Raw genomic sequence first — 14,430 nt, 5'->3', positions numbered from 1 at the left:
CTGCCTTGCACCACCCACACATAGAACCGACGGAGACCACCCCATGAGTGCCCAGACCCCCAACGCCGCCGTGCCCATCGTCAAGCTGTTGATCAACGGCGAGTGGGTGGAGTCCGCTGCCACCGAATTCCGCCCCGTGGTCAATCCGGCCACCCAGCAGGTGCTGGCGCAGGTGCCGCTGGCCACCGCGGCCGAGGTCAATGCCGCCGTGGGTGCCGCGCACCGCGCCTTTGCCACGTGGCGCCACACACCGCTGGGCGCGCGCCTGCGCATCATGCTCAAGTACCAGGCGCTGATCCGCGAGCACAGCAAGCGCATCGCCGCCATCCTCACCGCCGAGCAAGGCAAGACCCTGGCCGACGCCGAAGGCGACATCTTCCGCGGGCTTGAAGTCGTGGAACACGCGTGCTCGATCGGCACGCTGCAACAAGGCGGCTTTGCCGAGAACGTGGCCGCCACCGTCGACACCTACACCCTGCAGCAGCCGATTGGCGTGTGCGCCGGCATCACGCCGTTCAACTTCCCGGCCATGATCCCGCTGTGGATGTTCCCCATGGCGATCGTGTGCGGCAACACCTTCGTGCTCAAGCCCTCGGAGCAAGACCCGCTGTCCACCATGGAACTGGTCAAGCTGGCCATCGAGGCCGGCGTGCCCGCCGGCGTGCTCAACGTGGTCCATGGCGCGCGCGAGGTAGTGGACGCGCTGTGCACGCACCCGGACATCAAGGCGGTTTCCTTCGTCGGCTCCACCGCCGTGGGCACCCACGTCTACAACCTCGCAGGTGCGCACGGCAAGCGCGTGCAATCGATGATGGGCGCCAAGAACCACGCCGTGGTGCTGCCCGACGCGCACCGCGAGCACACGCTCAACGCGCTGGCCGGCGCAGCCTTCGGCGCCGCCGGCCAGCGCTGCATGGCGACCTCGGTAGCCGTGCTGGTCGGCGCCGCGCGCGAATGGCTGCCCGAACTGGTGGCCAAGGCCGCCACGCTCAAGGTCGGCGCCGGCAACGAGCCCGGCACCGACGTATGCCCGGTAGTATCCGTCGCCGCCAAGCAGCGCGTGCTCGGCCTGATCGAAGCCGGCGAACGCGAAGGCGCCACGCTGGCGCTCGATGGCCGCAACGTGCAGGTAGCCGGCTACCCGGAAGGCAATTTCATCGGCCCGACCGTGTTTGCCGATGTCACCACCGAGATGTCCATCTACACCCAGGAAATCTTCGGCCCGGTGCTGGTAGTGATCGGCGTCGACACGTTGGACGAAGCCATTGCCCTGGTCAACCGCAACCCCTTCGGCAACGGCACCGGCGTATTCACGCAAAGCGGCGCGGCCGCCCGCAAGTTCCAGAGCGAGATCGACGTCGGCCAGGTCGGCATCAACATCCCCATCCCGGTACCCGTGCCCTACTTCAGCTTCACCGGCTCACGCGGCTCCAAGCTCGGCGACCTCGGCCCCTATGGCAAGCAAGTGGTGCAGTTCTATACGCAGACGAAGACCGTCACCGCAAGGTGGTTTGACGACGCAACGGTAAACGACGGGGTGAATACGACGATCAGCCTGCGCTGACCGGCACGCATCGCCTTCGGCCAGCGCCCGCCCTCTCCCCCGGCCCCTCTCCCACAAGTGGGAGAGGGGAGCCAACCAGCGCCAAGATCAACCACTGTGGTAGCCGTGTTTCCCGCCCGAAGGGCGGGAAACACCCCAACGCGATGCGAAGCGAGCCGTCAAGGTTCACCTATGCCGTATGGGGCGCCTCGGGCTTCGGCGAAAAGAGCGGAAAAGAGGGACCCATGTCTGAGTATCGCCTTAAGGCGATGCGAGTTTGGGTCCCGGCCGCTCTTTTCGCCGAAGCCCGAGGGGGTAGTCGCCCCATCCGGCGCGCCTTCTTTGCCTACTTTCTTGGCAAGACAAGAAAGTAGGTCGCCGCGCCGCAGGCGTGGTGAAACTGCAGTTGCAGTTAAGCGGTTGCCACAACCACCAAACACCAAACACCAAGATCAAGGACCCAACATGCACATAGCCTTCATCGGCCTAGGCAACATGGGCGCCCCCATGGCCCGCAACCTGCTCAAGGCAGGCCACACCCTGACCGTATTCGACCTCAACCCCGCCGCCCTGTCAGCCCTGCAAGCCGACGGCGCAGCCGTAGCCCCCTCCGCCCGCAAGGCCGCCGCGCAAGCCGACTTCGTCATCACCATGCTGCCGGCCGCCGCCCACGTCCGCGCCACCTACCTCGGCCCGGAAGGCGTCCTTGCCGGAGTGCGGCCCGGCGTACCGCTAGTGGACTCCAGCACCATCGACCCGGCCACCATCCGCGCACTGGCCGTCGAGGCCAACCAGCAAGGCAACCCGATCGCCGACGCTCCCGTCTCCGGCGGCACCGGCGGCGCGCAGGCCGGTACGCTGACGTTCATGGTCGGCGCCGAACCAAGCCTGTTCGAACAACTGAAACCGGTGCTGTCCGGCATGGGCCGCAACATCGTCCATTGCGGCGACACCGGCACCGGGCAGGTCGCCAAGATCTGCAACAACCTGATCCTCGGCATCTCCATGATCGGCGTGTCGGAAGCCATGGCACTCGGCGTCAAGCTGGGCATCGACGCCGGCGTGCTGGCCGGGATCGTCAACACCTCCACCGGCCGCTGCTGGGCCGCCGACACCTGCAACCCTTACCCGGGCGTGATCGAGACCGCGCCGGCATCGCGCGGCTACAGCGGCGGCTTTGGCGCGGACCTGATGCTCAAGGACCTGGGCCTGGCCACGGATGCCGCCCGCAGCGTGCGGCAACCGCTGTTCCTCGGGGCGCTGGCCCAGCAGATCTACCAGGCGGTGAGCCAGGCCGGCGACGGACAGCTCGACTTCTCGGGCGTGATCCGCCAGTACCTGGCCCAAGAGGAGCGGCAAGCATGATCGAGCACGTCATCGACGGGCATATCGCCCGCCTCACCCTCAAGCGCCCGCCCGCCAATGCGTTCAACGCCGAAGGGCTGGCACAGTTGCAGCAACTGGTGGCCACGCTGAATGCGGACACGCGCGTGCGCGCCATCGTGATCACCGGCGACGGCAGCCGCTTCTTCAGCGCCGGCGCCGACCTCAATGGTTTTGCCGACGGCGATCGCGCCCACGCGCGGCTGATGGCGCAACGCTTCGGTGCCGCCTTTGAGGCGCTGCAAAACGCACGCCCCCTGGTGATCGCGGCGATCAACGGCTATGCCATGGGTGGCGGGCTGGAATGCGCGCTGGCCTGCGACGTGCGCATTGCCGAGGAACAGGCCCAGATGGCGCTGCCGGAAGCCGCCGTCGGCCTGCTGCCGTGTGGCTGCGGCACGCAAACCCTGCCCTGGCTGGTGGGCGAGGGTTGGGCCAAGCGCATGATCCTGGCCAACGAGCGCATCGATGCCGCTACCGCGCTGCGCATCGGGTTGGTGGAAGACATGGTGCCCACGGGCCAGGCGCTGGACGCGGCGCTGCGGCTGGCCGAGCGCGCCAGCAATGTGAGCCCGCGCGCGGCTGCCTACAGCAAGCAGCTGGTGCACCTGGCGCGCCAGGGCGTGCCACGCGGCCCGGCGCTGGCGCTGGAGCGCGAGCGCTTTGTCGACCTGTTCGACGGCGAGGACCAGCGCGAAGGCGTCAACGCCTTCCTGCAAAAACGTGCGCCGCAATGGCGCAATGCCTAGGAGCCACGCCATGCGCCTGAACCCGAACGATGCCGCCCAGGACCGCCCCGCAGCCGCGCCGAGCGCCGAAGACGAAGTGCGCTTCGATGAGATCAACGGTATCGGCCTGATCACGCTCAACCGGCCGCGCCAGTTGAATGCCTTGTCCTACCCGATGATCGGCCTGCTCGATGCACAGCTTGCCGCCTGGGCCGTGCGCGACGACATCGCCGCGGTGGTGCTGCGCGGCGCGGGCCCCAAGGCGTTCTGCGCTGGCGGCGACATTCGCGCGCTGTACGACAGCTTCCACGCGGGTACGGCGCTGCACCGCCAGTTCTTCGTGGACGAGTACCAGCTTGACTACCGCCTGCACTGCTACCCCAAGCCGGTGGTGGCGCTGATGGATGGCATCGTCATGGGCGGCGGCATGGGCCTGGCGCAGGCCGCGCACCTGCGCGTGGTCACCGAGCGCTCGCGCGTGGCCATGCCGGAAACCGGTATCGGCCTGGTGCCGGATGTGGGCGCGAGCCATTTCTTGTCGAAGCTCCCGCTGGCCCTGGCGCTCTATGTCGGGCTGACAGGCGTGACGCTTGGCGCTGCCGATACGCTGCTGTGCAAGCTGGCCGACATCGCCGTGCCTGCCGCAAGCCTGGAGCACTTCGAGCAGACGCTGGCGGCCATCAACCGGACAGGCGACGTGCTGGCGGACCTGCGCGCCGCGCTGCAGGCAACGCCTGCCGCCAGCGCGCCGGCGGCGCCGCTGCAGCCGGTGCTGCCTGCCGTGCTGAGGCATTTCCGGGCAGACGCCAGCGTGGGTGGCCTGCTCGACAGCCTGGCCGCGGAATCCGACCCGGCCTATGCCGACTGGGCCGCGCGCACGCTCGAGATCCTGCGCGGGCGATCGCCGCTGATGATGGCGGTCACGCAGGAACTGCTGCTGCGCGGCCGCGACCTGGATCTTGCCGATTGCTTCCGCATGGAGCTCGGCGTGGTGTCGCACGCGTTCACGCAAGGCGATTTTATCGAGGGGGTGCGCGCGCTGATCGTCGACAAGGACAATGCGCCGCGCTGGCGCGTGAAGGCTGCGAGCGAGGTCAGCGAGGCCGTGGTGCAGTCGTTCTTCGACAGCCCTTGGCCGCGTGAGTCCCACCCGCTGGCCATGCTTGGCCGATCAGGGCATGCCTGATGGTTGCACGCCGGCATGGCGCCGGCGTGTGGTCACGTGCATGCGAATAAAACCACGCACTCAGTCCTTGGGCTTCGGCACGTGGCCGTGCGGCTGGTGCTCGTCCACCGGCACCTTCACCAGCCCGTCCGCGCGGAACATCGCCTTGATGCCGCGCACCGCCTGGCGGATGCGCGCTTCGTTCTCGATCAGCGCGAAGCGCACGTACTCGTCACCATAGTCGCCAAAGCCGATGCCGGGCGAGACGCAAACCTTGGCCTTGGCCAGCAGTTGCTTGGAGAATTCCAGCGACCCCAGCGCGCGATACGGCTCGGGGATGCGCGCCCAGATATACATTGACGCCTTGGGAATCTCCACCGGCCAGCCGGATTCGATCAGCCCGCGCGCCAGCACGTCGCGGCGCGTCTGGTAGTGCGCGGCAATCTCCTTCACGCATTGCTGGTCGCCTTCCAGCGCGGCAATGGCGGCCACCTGCAGCGGGGTAAACGTGCCGTAGTCGTGATAGCTCTTCATGCGCGTGAGCGCGGCCACCAGATCCGGGTTGCCCACCATGAAGCCGATGCGCCACCCCGCCATGTTGTAGCTCTTGGACAGCGTGAAGAACTCCACGGCAATGTCTTTCGCCCCTTCCACCTGCATGATCGACGGCGCCTTCCAGCCATCGAACACGATGTCGGCATAGGCCAGGTCGTGCACCACGAAGATATCGTGCTTGCGCGCCAGCGCGATCACGCGCTCGAAGAAGTCCAGCTCCACGCATTGCGCGGTGGGATTCGACGGAAAGCCCAGCACGATCATCTTCGGCTTGGGATAGCTGCCGCGAATGGCGCGTTCCATCTCGGCGAAGAAGTCCACGCCCGGCACCAGCGGCACAGAACGGATATCGGCCCCGGCAATCACGGCGCCATAGATATGGATGGGATAGCTCGGGTCGGGCACCAGCACGGTGTCGCCGCGATCGAGCGTGGCCAGCATCAGGTGGGCCAGCCCTTCCTTGGAGCCGATGGTGACAATGGCCTCGGTGTCCGGATCGATCTCGACGTCGTAGCGCTCGCGATACCAGTGCGAGATGGCGCGGCGCAGTCGCGGGATGCCCTTGGAGGCGGAGTAACCGTGGGTATCTGGGCGCTGTGCGGCTTCGGTAAGCTTGGCAACGATGTGCGGCGGCGTGGCGCCGTCCGGGTTGCCCATGCTCATGTCGATGATGTCTTCGCCACGGCGGCGCGCCGCCATTTTCAGCTCGGCGGTGATATTGAAGACGTACGGGGGAAGACGATCGATACGCGCGAAGCGGCGCTTGCCTGCGGAGGCTGACATGGATTTTCCTTGAACGTAAGCGCCCGGAACCGTCCGAGCGACGCTGCCAGCCGTTGGTGCGGCTGACCGGAAAGATCTTAGCGGCGAATACCGGCCGCGTCTACGGCTTTTGCAAGCTGGGCAGCGGCACCGCTACGCACCGGGCACGCCGGCCGTGCGGATCAGGGCATCGATCTCGCTTTCATGCACGATGGCCGCGCCGGACTGACTACAACGCGTCCTCGCCGACCTTCTTCACCACCGCATCGTCGGGCCCGAGCAACCGGCCATCCTCGGCACGCACCTCGAGCGGCCGCACGGGCTTGCCAGCCTTGCTGTCCACCAGCACGGAATGCGGCTCGCCAGGGCCATAGAAGAACGATTCGCCCCACTGCCGCAAGCCCACCACCACCGGGAACAGCGCGCGGCCTTTCGGCGTCAGCACATATTCCTGGTAGGCGCTGCCGTCGGAGGCCGGCACCTGCTCCAGGATGCCGTGCGCCAGCAGCGTGCGCAGCCGGTCGGCGAGGATGTTCTTGGCCAGGCCAAGGCTGCGCTGGAACTCGCCAAAGCGCCGCAAGCCGTCGAAGGCATCGCGCACGATCAGCAGCGACCACCAGTCGCCGATCACATCGAGCGAGCGGGCCACGGGACATGCGGCGCCTTCCAGGCTGGTTCGCCGGACCATAGTGCAACTCCGTTTCACCCGCCAGATGCAGAGCGCCGCGGAATGCGGCGCCAACGGCGAGCCGGTTGCATTGTAAAACCAGTTGATCCGGCCTTCAAGGCTTGACTGCCCCCGGCATGCGCCGCTCAGTCGTCGATGTTCTCGTGCACGGCGGCGGCGCCGGCCTTCCAGTAGCTGGCTGCGCGGATGCGGCCCTTCTCGATGCCGCGCTCGCCCACCAGGTACTGACGCACGGCGCGAATCGACGCGGCCTCGCCAGCCGCCCAGACATAGCCCTCGCCGGGCGGCAGCGTGACCTCGCGCAAGGCTTGTTCCAGCAGCCCGGTGGCGCTATCTGCCGGTGCGCTGTCGCGGTGCTGCCAGCGGATCTCCACATCGGCGCGGCTGGGCAGCGGGATTTCGGCGGCGGCGTTGTCCACCGCAAGTACCACCAGCGCGCGCACGCCGGACGGCAACTCACCGAGGCGGCGGCCGATGGCAGGCAGCGCGGTTTCGTCACCCACCAGCAGGTGCCAGTCGAAGCCCTCGGGAATCACGAACGACCCACGCGGGCCGCCCACGCCGAGATACTGGCCGGGCGCAGCCTGCGCGGCCCAGGTGGAGGCGGGGCCGTCGCCATGCAGCACGAACTCGATATCGAGCTCGCCGGCGGCGGCATCGTAACGGCGCGGCGTGTAGTCGCGCGCGGCGGGCTTCGGCTGGCCTTCGGGAAACACAGGGCCGTTGGGGCCAAGCTCCGGCAGCGCGGGCTTGCTTTGCCCCGGTGCGGGGAAGAACACCTTGATGTGGTCGTCGAAAGACGCGGAGACAAAGCCCTTCAGGTCTTCGCCCGCCAGCGTCACTCGCAGCAGTTGCGGCGACACCGCCTGGGTACGCACCACTTGCAGCAAGCGCATCTTGAGTTCATGGCGAACGCGTTGCACGGTGAGGTCGCGAGTAGTCATGGATTTCCTGGTTGGCGGGAATGAGGGGAATGAGGAATACGGAATGTGGAGTGTCGGGATGCGGGTCAGCACTAGGCACCCTGGCCGCCCGGGCCGGCGTTGATCTCGGCGGTTGCCCGCGCCAGGATGGCGGCGATGCGGCGCTGCTCGTCCGGCGTGGCATCGGTGCGCAGCAGCAGCGCCCGCTTGAGCGCCACGCGCGCCTCGACAAACTCGGGCAGCCAGCCGCCCGCGCCTTCGCGCTCGTCGGCGGCTACGCCCGCCGCGCCCTGCTCGGCGGCTTCACCCGACAGCGCGCGCCGCACCCATTCCATCTTGCGCGCCACGTGCTTGAGCTTGTTGAGCATCAGGGCCAGCCGCTCGCGGTTGGCGTCGAGATGGGCCAGGCCCGGCCCCGCCAGCTGATAGCGTTTTTTGTTGCCCTCGGTGTCCACCGTGGCGTAGCCAAGTTCTTCAAGGAAGGTCAGGGCCGGATAGACCATGCCCGGACTGGGCTTGTAGAAGCCATTGGTGCGGGCCTCCAGCGCCTTGATCAGCTCGTAGCCATGGCTGGGCTTCTCTTCCAGCAAGGACAGCAGCATGAGTTGAAGATCGTCCGAACTGAACTTGCGGCCGCGCCGCCAGCTATCGCCGTCGCCGTCGAAACCATCGCCACCGCCGCCAAAGAAGCCGCCGGGGCCGCCGCCGTGGTGGTGGCGGCCAATGGCATGGCGGCCATGGCGCTCGCCGTGGTGCGAGGAATCCGAGGAATGAGAGGAAAAATGGGAAGACAGATGGGCAAGCATGTGATGGCTAAGCCTGCCCAGAAGGGGGTGGTGACGCATCGTCGCGGCTCCTACGTATCGAAAAACATATCTTAAGATATATATCGTACGTAAGGATGTCAAGGCGATATTTTCGGGCGGGTCCGGGAACTGTTGACCATCTGCGCCGCGCGGAAGCGGCGCCCGGGCCTTGCAGGCCAGCCCGGATGTCACGGGACGGCTGGAGGAGCAGCGCCGGGCGCGCGCCGCGGGGTAGGGGTTCGGACAAGCGCCTCACCAGCCGAGCAGCGGTGGCGCGGGCGGCCACAGTGTTGGCGGCGGTGGCGGCCGGCGCATGGGCGGATTCCACGGCTTTCACCGCTAGCCCCCGCGCCACAAGAAAAATCCCGCGGCCACGCAGCGCCGCGGGATCACTGTCGATGCCAACGCGCCTTACGACTTCGGCGGCGACGTCACCACAATCGAGATGACCTCGCGATAGACGAGCTTGGCCAGGCGGCCCGCCTTGAGCTTGCCCAGGTCGATGCCGGGGTCCTGGACTTTCACCGTGCGCAGCGTCTCGCGCGGGCCACGGAAGGTCACGGTACGGTTCTTCGCATCGACCTTGGTGATCTCCGCCGTCACCGTGGTTGTGATCTCGCGCGCAAAGCCAGGCTTGTCGCCCTCGCCAGCGCGCGCGGTGCGCTCCACCGACTCCGCCAGCGCCGTGTCCTTGCTGTCGACCGGCTCCAGCATGGTGACCACGGCCGCCGCGCGGGTCAGCGTGACCATGTCGCCCTTCTTGATCTGCTTGAAGTTCTTGACTTCGTCGCCGCCGATCAGCTCGGCGACATTGCCGCGCGGGCCTTGCACCAGCACCGCCTTCGATTCCGGATCGATCGAAACGATGCGCCCGGAGACCACGGTTTCCTCCGCCATGCCGACGGGGCCCGGCGGCGCGGCGTGGACGAGCGGTGCGAAAAGCATGGCCGCGCCAAGGAGGCTCAGCGCGTGCAGGGAACGGGAAATCAACCGACGATTAGGCATGGCTGTCCTGACAAGTGAAAAAGCGTGGATACGAAATTACTCGGAGGCCACCGGGGCACGCGGCACGCAGCGGTACTTCGGAGTTGAACATAGCGCGCAATGGCGCCACGCGGCATGCCTGTTGAAAGATTTCATATCGGATGGGGTAGAAAGTGAAATCAGCCGAAAGTGCCGCCCGACTCACCCGTCCCGGACATCAAGTTCGCCATGAGAGTTAATTCACACGGCGAGATCTTTCACTTCAATTCGTGCCCCGCTTCGCTAACGTCAGGCGGTCTGTCCAGCCTCCATCGGCCGGATTCATTTTCCTTAAGTCTCGGCGCGAACAGTCTGTATTGCCTTTTGCCAACGGCGTGGACTAAGTTAGCGGCAAGGTGGCAGGCCAGCCCTTCTGGCGCAGGCGACGGCATGCATTGTTTCACGCACATTGTTGCCTGCTGCCGTGCCTTGCCACAGCCGTTTTCGACCTTCCGCCAAGGACCGCGCCATGACCCAGCACCCTTTGCTCCGCACCACGCTACTCTGCGCCGCCCTGCTCGCCCCGCCGGCACCCGCGTTCGCCTACCTGGACACCTTCGTCCACGGCATGGTCATCGGCAACATGAGCCAGAAGGAATCAGCTTCGCTCGCCCAGAGCGTAAGCAAGGTGCTGAATGACGGCACCGACGGCACCATGGCGTCCTGGACGTCCCCGGCGGAAGCCAGGCGCAAGCCGATCGAAGGCCAGCTGACGCCACTGCGCAGCAAGACCGACAAGGGCCAGTCCTGCCGGCAACTAAAGATGCAGCTCAGGCGGGCGGACCAGGAAGACAACTGGACGGGCTGGTTCTGCAAGCAAAGTGACGGCCGCTGGCGCTCGCGCCAGGTCGCCGACGATTGAGCCATCGCCAGGAGTGCTTATATCCATGCATTCCCGATGATCGAGAACTACAACACGAAACCGCAGCACCACGGTCAAGCCTACGGGCCGAGCGAGGCGGCGATGAATGGCACGTGGAAGCTGCCACCGCTGACACCCGCTGCGGACTGACCTATCCCTCTCCATTCGTCGATCGACGCCGCACCATGCGGATCCCTCAGGTTCTCCTCAGGTTCTCAATTCAACCAGGATCTGCTCGGCAAGATAATCGCAGGGAGGTCGCGCGGACCGGGAGCTGCGGGCGAGGACGATCTCGAGTTCGGCCAGTGGCGGCAAGCCGTCGCTCTGGGATAGCTGAACCAGATGCCCCGGCACACTGCATCTTGCCAAGGGGGCTACCGCAAGCCCCGCTTCGACCATGCTGACAAGGCCCAGCAGGCTCGGGCTTTCGTAGGACATGCGGTATTTGATGTTCTCCCGCTGCAGCGCGCTGATGGCATTGGCGCGCGCCGTGCTGCCATGGGCGAAAACGGCAATGGGCAGCGGGCGCTCGTTCCACACTTTCCTCGCGGCCGACCCGACCCAGACCATCGGCTCGAACCGGATGAATTCGCCGGCGATACCCTTGGCTTTGGTCAGGCAGGCCAGGTCGAGCGTGTTGTCCTTGAGCAATGGCACGAGCGCACTGCTAGGCATGCCGATCACCCGGATCTCCACACGCGGGTGCGCCACCGCGAATTGCCTGAGGACCGACGGCAGCAACGATGAGGCGTAGTCGTCAGGCACGCCGATGGTGACGCGTCCCTTCATCTCCGGACGCACGATCGACGCCCACGCCTCCTCCCGCATCGCGAGCATGCGACGGCCATAGTCCAGCAGCGTCTTTCCCTCGGCGGTAATCGTCACGTGCCGCGTGGTCCGCACGAACAGCGGCTTGCCCAGCGAGTCCTCAAGCGCCTTGATCTGCATGCTCACCGCCGACGCGGACCGGTGTACGGTCTGCGCCCCCCGCGCAAACGAGCCGGTGTCGGCGACCGCCACCACCATCTCAATGACGTCCAGATCGAGCTTTTTCATATTAATCAGAAAATCTGAACAAAAACCTCAGTTTAACCCGTTTTACTCGGCCACTCACCAAGTGGATACTGCAGTCGTTGACCACTGGGGAACCCCGAAAATGCACGGTACGGAATCGATCTACGGATTTTTAGCGGTTGGGGGCATGCTAGCCGTGACGCCTGGCCCGAACATGGTCTACGTGATGTCACGCTCCATTGCGCAAGGACGCAAGGCCGGGCTCGTGTCCCTCGCTGGCGTCATGCTCGGATACCTTTTCTATATGTTTGGCGCGGCGTTTGGCATCACGGCATTTTTCCTGAGCGTGCCCTACGCCAGCAGCATCCTGGGCACGGTGGGCGCTGCCTATCTGTTCTACCTGGCGTGGCAGGCCGTGAAGCCTGGCGGCCGCTCCCCGCTGGAAGTCCGCGACCTGCCCCACGAACGCCCCCGACGGCTGTTCGCGATGGGCGCCACCACCAGCCTGTTGAATCCCAAGCTGGCGATGACCTTCCTGTCAGTCCTGCCGCAGTTCATCAACTATCGGAACGGCAACGTCCTCGAGCAATCGCTCGTGCTCGGTTCCTCGTTGATTATCGCGTTCGCCACCGTCAACGGCACCGTGGCAATCTGCTCTGGCGGCATGGCAACGCTCCTGTCCCGCCGGCCGGGGCTCCTGCTGGCCCAGCGCTGGGCCATGGGCGCGGTTCTGCTTGTGCTGGGCGCGAACATGATGATCGACGCCCGAAGGCTGGCGGGAATTGGCTGACTCTGGCGGTTGCCTGCCACTGCCAGCGCATCCCCCCCCCCCGTAGCAGACCTCCGCGTCAGGTGTGTGCGAGCACATTGATCAGTTTGCCAAATGGGTCGCGAACATAGAAGCGCCGTACGCCCCATGGTTCGTCGACCGGGCCGTACTCGATGGGAATCCCTGCCGCCTTCACACGCTCAAGTGCGGCGACAATGTCGTCCACTTCGATCGATAGATCCGGCGTCGGCGTATCCGATCCTCCTTGCGAGGCGAAGCTAATCTGCGCTTCCATCCTTTCCGGCGACCCGTACGTGGCAATCCAGCCATGATCCATCAGCAGGTCGAGACCCAATACTCCCTCGTAGAAGTCCTTCGCGTCGCCTACGGCTTGCGTGCTGATATTTGCAACGATGCGTTTGACTTTCATTGCGGCCCCAATAAGCGTGTGAAGGGAAATATGGCGGGACACTACCATGCGGCATCGAGCACGCCCTCGCCCGGCAGCAGGCGCGCATGCTGGTGAGTTTGGCAAACTTGGGCAGCGGTTTCTGGCTAAATGGAGACGTCCTGCATGCTCTGGCCGTAGGCGTGCACCGGGCCGCCATCCGGGAAGTTGGCGTCACGATCGGCATTGCGATTGACGAAGCCCTGGGCGAGCCGCAGGGCGCCAGACTGCTCTGTTGTCTCTCTCTGCCCCGCGGCAACGTCGACCGAGCTCGCCAGATCATTGATAATGCGACCACTGAAGACTGCTGAAATTGAGGCTGCATTGTGGGTTACGACGTTTACATCACCCGCAAGTCAAATTGGTTTGACGAAAGGGGCTCCGATATTGATATTGAGGAGTGGAAGGGCCTGGTTCAGGCCGATCCGGATATGCGCCTGGATGGCAACGCGAGTGTGGCCCTCAAGGATGGGAGCACCTTGCGGGTAGAAAGCGATGGGTTGGCTGTTTGGAGCGCCTATTCGGGAAACGGCAATGGTGGAAACATGGCTTGGCTCGATTTCCAGCAGGGCAACGTGGTAGTCAAGAATCCGGATGGCGAGATTCTAGGCAAGATGTGGCAGTTGGCGCAGAGGCTCAACGCGAAAGTACAAGGCGACGATTGCGAGCTTTATGACGCCGACGGTCATGTAATCGGCTAGCTCCGAGCCGGAGAAGTCACTAGTGGCGAACAAGCTCGAACCGCTTGCAGCCGTCCCAACCGGCGCGTTCTCGCCCCATTTCGCCCGGCCAATAGAACCAGAGCAAGGCCCGAAATTCGGCCCTTCCGGTCACGCACCTCACAACGCTGCAGCGTGCACAAGCCCCGTACTTGCGCGACAAGGAAAATGGCAAGGCACACAACGCTGATGACGTGATCCGTGCTCTTGTCGCCAGGGCACACTTCAGCGGCCCAAAGGCGGCCGACGCGCTACGATCCGCTACAGTATCGAGACAGCCGCATGACACTGGTACAGATGAACCACCACCCGCAACCGCATCGAGCACAAGATCTCCTCACCTCCTATTACTGGAGCGGCGACGCGATCCGCAGTCGATGCGTCAGTGGCATCGTGCTATCCGGCACGGTCGACGTGCCCGTGCCCCCTGCACGCCTGCTTGCCGATTGGGCCAGGGAGATATCGTCCAGCCTGGTCCTGGAACCCGGGGATGTCGAGGCCATGCCTTTGGCGCGAGCGCGAGCGCGCTGGCCGGACTACGCGCGCTGCGTGCAGGCGGTGTCCGATTGGGCTTGCGCGCTTGGACTGCCCGGGGTGCTTGCCGCCAGCGACGTAGCCCTCATGGCCTGCCGCGGCGCGAGGTATCACCATGACGGCGCGCAGTATGGCGGTGCGGCCTTTTGCAATCTCTTCCTGAGCGAAGACAGGGGCCAGGACTTGCATTTTCCCTCGCTGGGCCTTCGAATCCCCCTGTCCCGGGGTACGGCTGTGATATTCGATACTTGCCAGCCCCATGGCGTGATTCAACGCCACAGCAGCGGGTTTAATGCGGCCGACTTCCCGCCCGACCAGGATTGCATCCAGCTATTCCTGACCTGGGAGCTTCCCATCGAAGATACCCATGTTGCGCACGCACTTCAGGTTGCCTTCGACACGGCCCCTTCAATCTCATCGCAACTGCATGACGAGCAAGTCTGTCTGAACGATGCAAGGGCCGCTGTGTGCCCGGATTCTGGCCGGTGGTACCGGGCCGACTGATCGT

At 65.4% G+C, this 14,430-nt stretch carries 16 protein-coding genes; 9 read left to right on the top strand and 7 right to left on the bottom strand.

Annotated elements, in window-relative coordinates:
• Nucleotides 1-43: 43 nt before the first annotated feature.
• The 4 genes from A9975_RS09395 (at nucleotide 44) to A9975_RS09380 (ending at nucleotide 4,840) form a co-directional block, all read left to right on the top strand.
• Nucleotides 44-1,564, top strand: a complete 1,521-nt coding sequence (locus A9975_RS09395; protein WP_183032344.1) for a CoA-acylating methylmalonate-semialdehyde dehydrogenase — start codon at nucleotides 44-46, stop codon at nucleotides 1,562-1,564.
• 444 nt (nucleotides 1,565-2,008) lie between these two features.
• On the top strand, nucleotides 2,009-2,908 hold the full coding sequence (mmsB, locus tag A9975_RS09390; protein WP_183032343.1) for a 3-hydroxyisobutyrate dehydrogenase: 900 nt from the start codon (nucleotides 2,009-2,011) through the stop codon (nucleotides 2,906-2,908).
• The gene (locus A9975_RS09385) at nucleotides 2,905-3,675 is read left to right on the top strand and encodes an enoyl-CoA hydratase (RefSeq protein ID WP_183032342.1); all 771 of its coding nucleotides are present in this window, start codon (nucleotides 2,905-2,907) and stop codon (nucleotides 3,673-3,675) included. The genes mmsB and A9975_RS09385 overlap by 4 nt, the downstream gene beginning before the upstream one ends.
• Before the next feature lie 10 nt (nucleotides 3,676-3,685).
• Nucleotides 3,686-4,840, top strand: coding sequence for an enoyl-CoA hydratase/isomerase family protein (locus tag A9975_RS09380; protein WP_183032341.1), 1,155 nt, complete (start codon nucleotides 3,686-3,688; stop codon nucleotides 4,838-4,840).
• A 60-nt stretch (nucleotides 4,841-4,900) separates the two neighbouring features.
• Here the strand turns inward: A9975_RS09380 and alaC are convergent, their stop codons facing one another.
• The 5 genes from alaC to A9975_RS09355 form a co-directional block, all read right to left on the bottom strand.
• Nucleotides 4,901-6,157, bottom strand: a complete 1,257-nt coding sequence (gene alaC, locus A9975_RS09375) for an alanine transaminase (protein ID WP_183032340.1) — start codon at nucleotides 6,155-6,157, stop codon at nucleotides 4,901-4,903.
• 208 nt (nucleotides 6,158-6,365) lie between these two features.
• Nucleotides 6,366-6,824 carry a helix-turn-helix domain-containing protein gene (locus tag A9975_RS09370; protein WP_183032339.1) on the bottom strand — a complete coding sequence of 153 codons (459 nt, stop codon included), beginning with the start codon at nucleotides 6,822-6,824 and terminating at the stop codon, nucleotides 6,366-6,368.
• A 125-nt stretch (nucleotides 6,825-6,949) separates the two neighbouring features.
• Entirely contained in the window at nucleotides 6,950-7,768 is an 819-nt protein-coding gene (locus tag A9975_RS09365; protein WP_183032338.1) for a siderophore-interacting protein, read from the bottom strand.
• 71 nt (nucleotides 7,769-7,839) lie between these two features.
• A complete protein-coding gene (locus A9975_RS09360; protein ID WP_183032337.1) occupies nucleotides 7,840-8,592 on the bottom strand; it encodes a PadR family transcriptional regulator in 753 nt (250 codons plus the stop codon).
• A gap of 372 nt (nucleotides 8,593-8,964) precedes the next feature.
• On the bottom strand, nucleotides 8,965-9,498 hold the full coding sequence (locus A9975_RS09355) for a hypothetical protein (RefSeq protein WP_253929323.1): 534 nt from the start codon (nucleotides 9,496-9,498) through the stop codon (nucleotides 8,965-8,967).
• A 547-nt stretch (nucleotides 9,499-10,045) separates the two neighbouring features.
• On the opposite strand from A9975_RS09355, the gene A9975_RS09350 reads away from it, so the two are divergent.
• Complete coding sequence (locus A9975_RS09350) at nucleotides 10,046-10,438, top strand: hypothetical protein (RefSeq protein ID WP_183032336.1); 393 nt, start codon at nucleotides 10,046-10,048, stop codon at nucleotides 10,436-10,438.
• A 207-nt stretch (nucleotides 10,439-10,645) separates the two neighbouring features.
• Here A9975_RS09350 and A9975_RS09345 read toward each other — a convergent pair whose 3' ends face one another.
• On the bottom strand, nucleotides 10,646-11,494 hold the full coding sequence (locus A9975_RS09345; RefSeq protein ID WP_183032335.1) for a LysR substrate-binding domain-containing protein: 849 nt from the start codon (nucleotides 11,492-11,494) through the stop codon (nucleotides 10,646-10,648).
• 100 nt (nucleotides 11,495-11,594) lie between these two features.
• Here A9975_RS09345 and A9975_RS09340 point away from each other — a divergent pair, with 100 nt between their 5' ends.
• Nucleotides 11,595-12,242 carry a LysE family translocator gene (locus A9975_RS09340; RefSeq protein WP_183032470.1) on the top strand — a complete coding sequence of 216 codons (648 nt, stop codon included), beginning with the start codon at nucleotides 11,595-11,597 and terminating at the stop codon, nucleotides 12,240-12,242.
• Nucleotides 12,243-12,300: 58 nt separating this feature from the next.
• Here the strand turns inward: A9975_RS09340 and A9975_RS09335 are convergent, their stop codons facing one another.
• Nucleotides 12,301-12,651 (bottom strand): VOC family protein, encoded by a 351-nt coding sequence (locus A9975_RS09335; RefSeq protein WP_183032334.1) that lies wholly within the window; start codon nucleotides 12,649-12,651, stop codon nucleotides 12,301-12,303.
• Nucleotides 12,652-12,737: 86 nt separating this feature from the next.
• On the opposite strand from A9975_RS09335, the gene A9975_RS09330 reads away from it, so the two are divergent.
• The 3 genes from A9975_RS09330 (at nucleotide 12,738) to A9975_RS09320 (ending at nucleotide 14,426) form a co-directional block, all read left to right on the top strand.
• On the top strand, nucleotides 12,738-12,980 hold the full coding sequence (locus A9975_RS09330) for a hypothetical protein (RefSeq protein ID WP_183032333.1): 243 nt from the start codon (nucleotides 12,738-12,740) through the stop codon (nucleotides 12,978-12,980).
• 15 nt (nucleotides 12,981-12,995) lie between these two features.
• Nucleotides 12,996-13,370, top strand: a complete 375-nt coding sequence (locus A9975_RS09325; RefSeq protein WP_183032332.1) for a hypothetical protein — start codon at nucleotides 12,996-12,998, stop codon at nucleotides 13,368-13,370.
• Between the two features lie 300 nt (nucleotides 13,371-13,670).
• Nucleotides 13,671-14,426, top strand: coding sequence for a hypothetical protein (locus A9975_RS09320; protein ID WP_255503118.1), 756 nt, complete (start codon nucleotides 13,671-13,673; stop codon nucleotides 14,424-14,426).
• Nucleotides 14,427-14,430 lie beyond the last annotated feature (4 nt).

This window comes from Cupriavidus sp. UME77, from assembly GCF_014170355.1.
Lineage (GTDB): Bacteria > Pseudomonadota > Gammaproteobacteria > Burkholderiales > Burkholderiaceae > Cupriavidus > Cupriavidus basilensis.
This window is presented reverse-complemented; position numbering and strand designations above follow the sequence as displayed.

Coding starts and splice junctions, on each gene's coding strand:
- A9975_RS09395 (WP_183032344.1), top strand. CDS start 44: ATGAGTGCCCAGACCCCCAACGCCGCCGTGCCCATCGTCAAGCTGTTG.
- A9975_RS09345 (WP_183032335.1), bottom strand. CDS start 11,494: ATGAAAAAGCTCGATCTGGACGTCATTGAGATGGTGGTGGCGGTCGCC.
- A9975_RS09340 (WP_183032470.1), top strand. CDS start 11,595: ATGCACGGTACGGAATCGATCTACGGATTTTTAGCGGTTGGGGGCATG.
- A9975_RS09370 (WP_183032339.1), bottom strand. CDS start 6,824: ATGGTCCGGCGAACCAGCCTGGAAGGCGCCGCATGTCCCGTGGCCCGC.
- A9975_RS09380 (WP_183032341.1), top strand. CDS start 3,686: ATGCGCCTGAACCCGAACGATGCCGCCCAGGACCGCCCCGCAGCCGCG.
- mmsB (WP_183032343.1), top strand. CDS start 2,009: ATGCACATAGCCTTCATCGGCCTAGGCAACATGGGCGCCCCCATGGCC.
- A9975_RS09355 (WP_253929323.1), bottom strand. CDS start 9,498: ATGCTTTTCGCACCGCTCGTCCACGCCGCGCCGCCGGGCCCCGTCGGC.
- alaC (WP_183032340.1), bottom strand. CDS start 6,157: ATGTCAGCCTCCGCAGGCAAGCGCCGCTTCGCGCGTATCGATCGTCTT.
- A9975_RS09320 (WP_255503118.1), top strand. CDS start 13,671: ATGACACTGGTACAGATGAACCACCACCCGCAACCGCATCGAGCACAA.
- A9975_RS09335 (WP_183032334.1), bottom strand. CDS start 12,651: ATGAAAGTCAAACGCATCGTTGCAAATATCAGCACGCAAGCCGTAGGC.
- A9975_RS09350 (WP_183032336.1), top strand. CDS start 10,046: ATGACCCAGCACCCTTTGCTCCGCACCACGCTACTCTGCGCCGCCCTG.
- A9975_RS09385 (WP_183032342.1), top strand. CDS start 2,905: ATGATCGAGCACGTCATCGACGGGCATATCGCCCGCCTCACCCTCAAG.
- A9975_RS09360 (WP_183032337.1), bottom strand. CDS start 8,592: ATGCGTCACCACCCCCTTCTGGGCAGGCTTAGCCATCACATGCTTGCC.
- A9975_RS09330 (WP_183032333.1), top strand. CDS start 12,738: ATGCTGGTGAGTTTGGCAAACTTGGGCAGCGGTTTCTGGCTAAATGGA.
- A9975_RS09365 (WP_183032338.1), bottom strand. CDS start 7,768: ATGACTACTCGCGACCTCACCGTGCAACGCGTTCGCCATGAACTCAAG.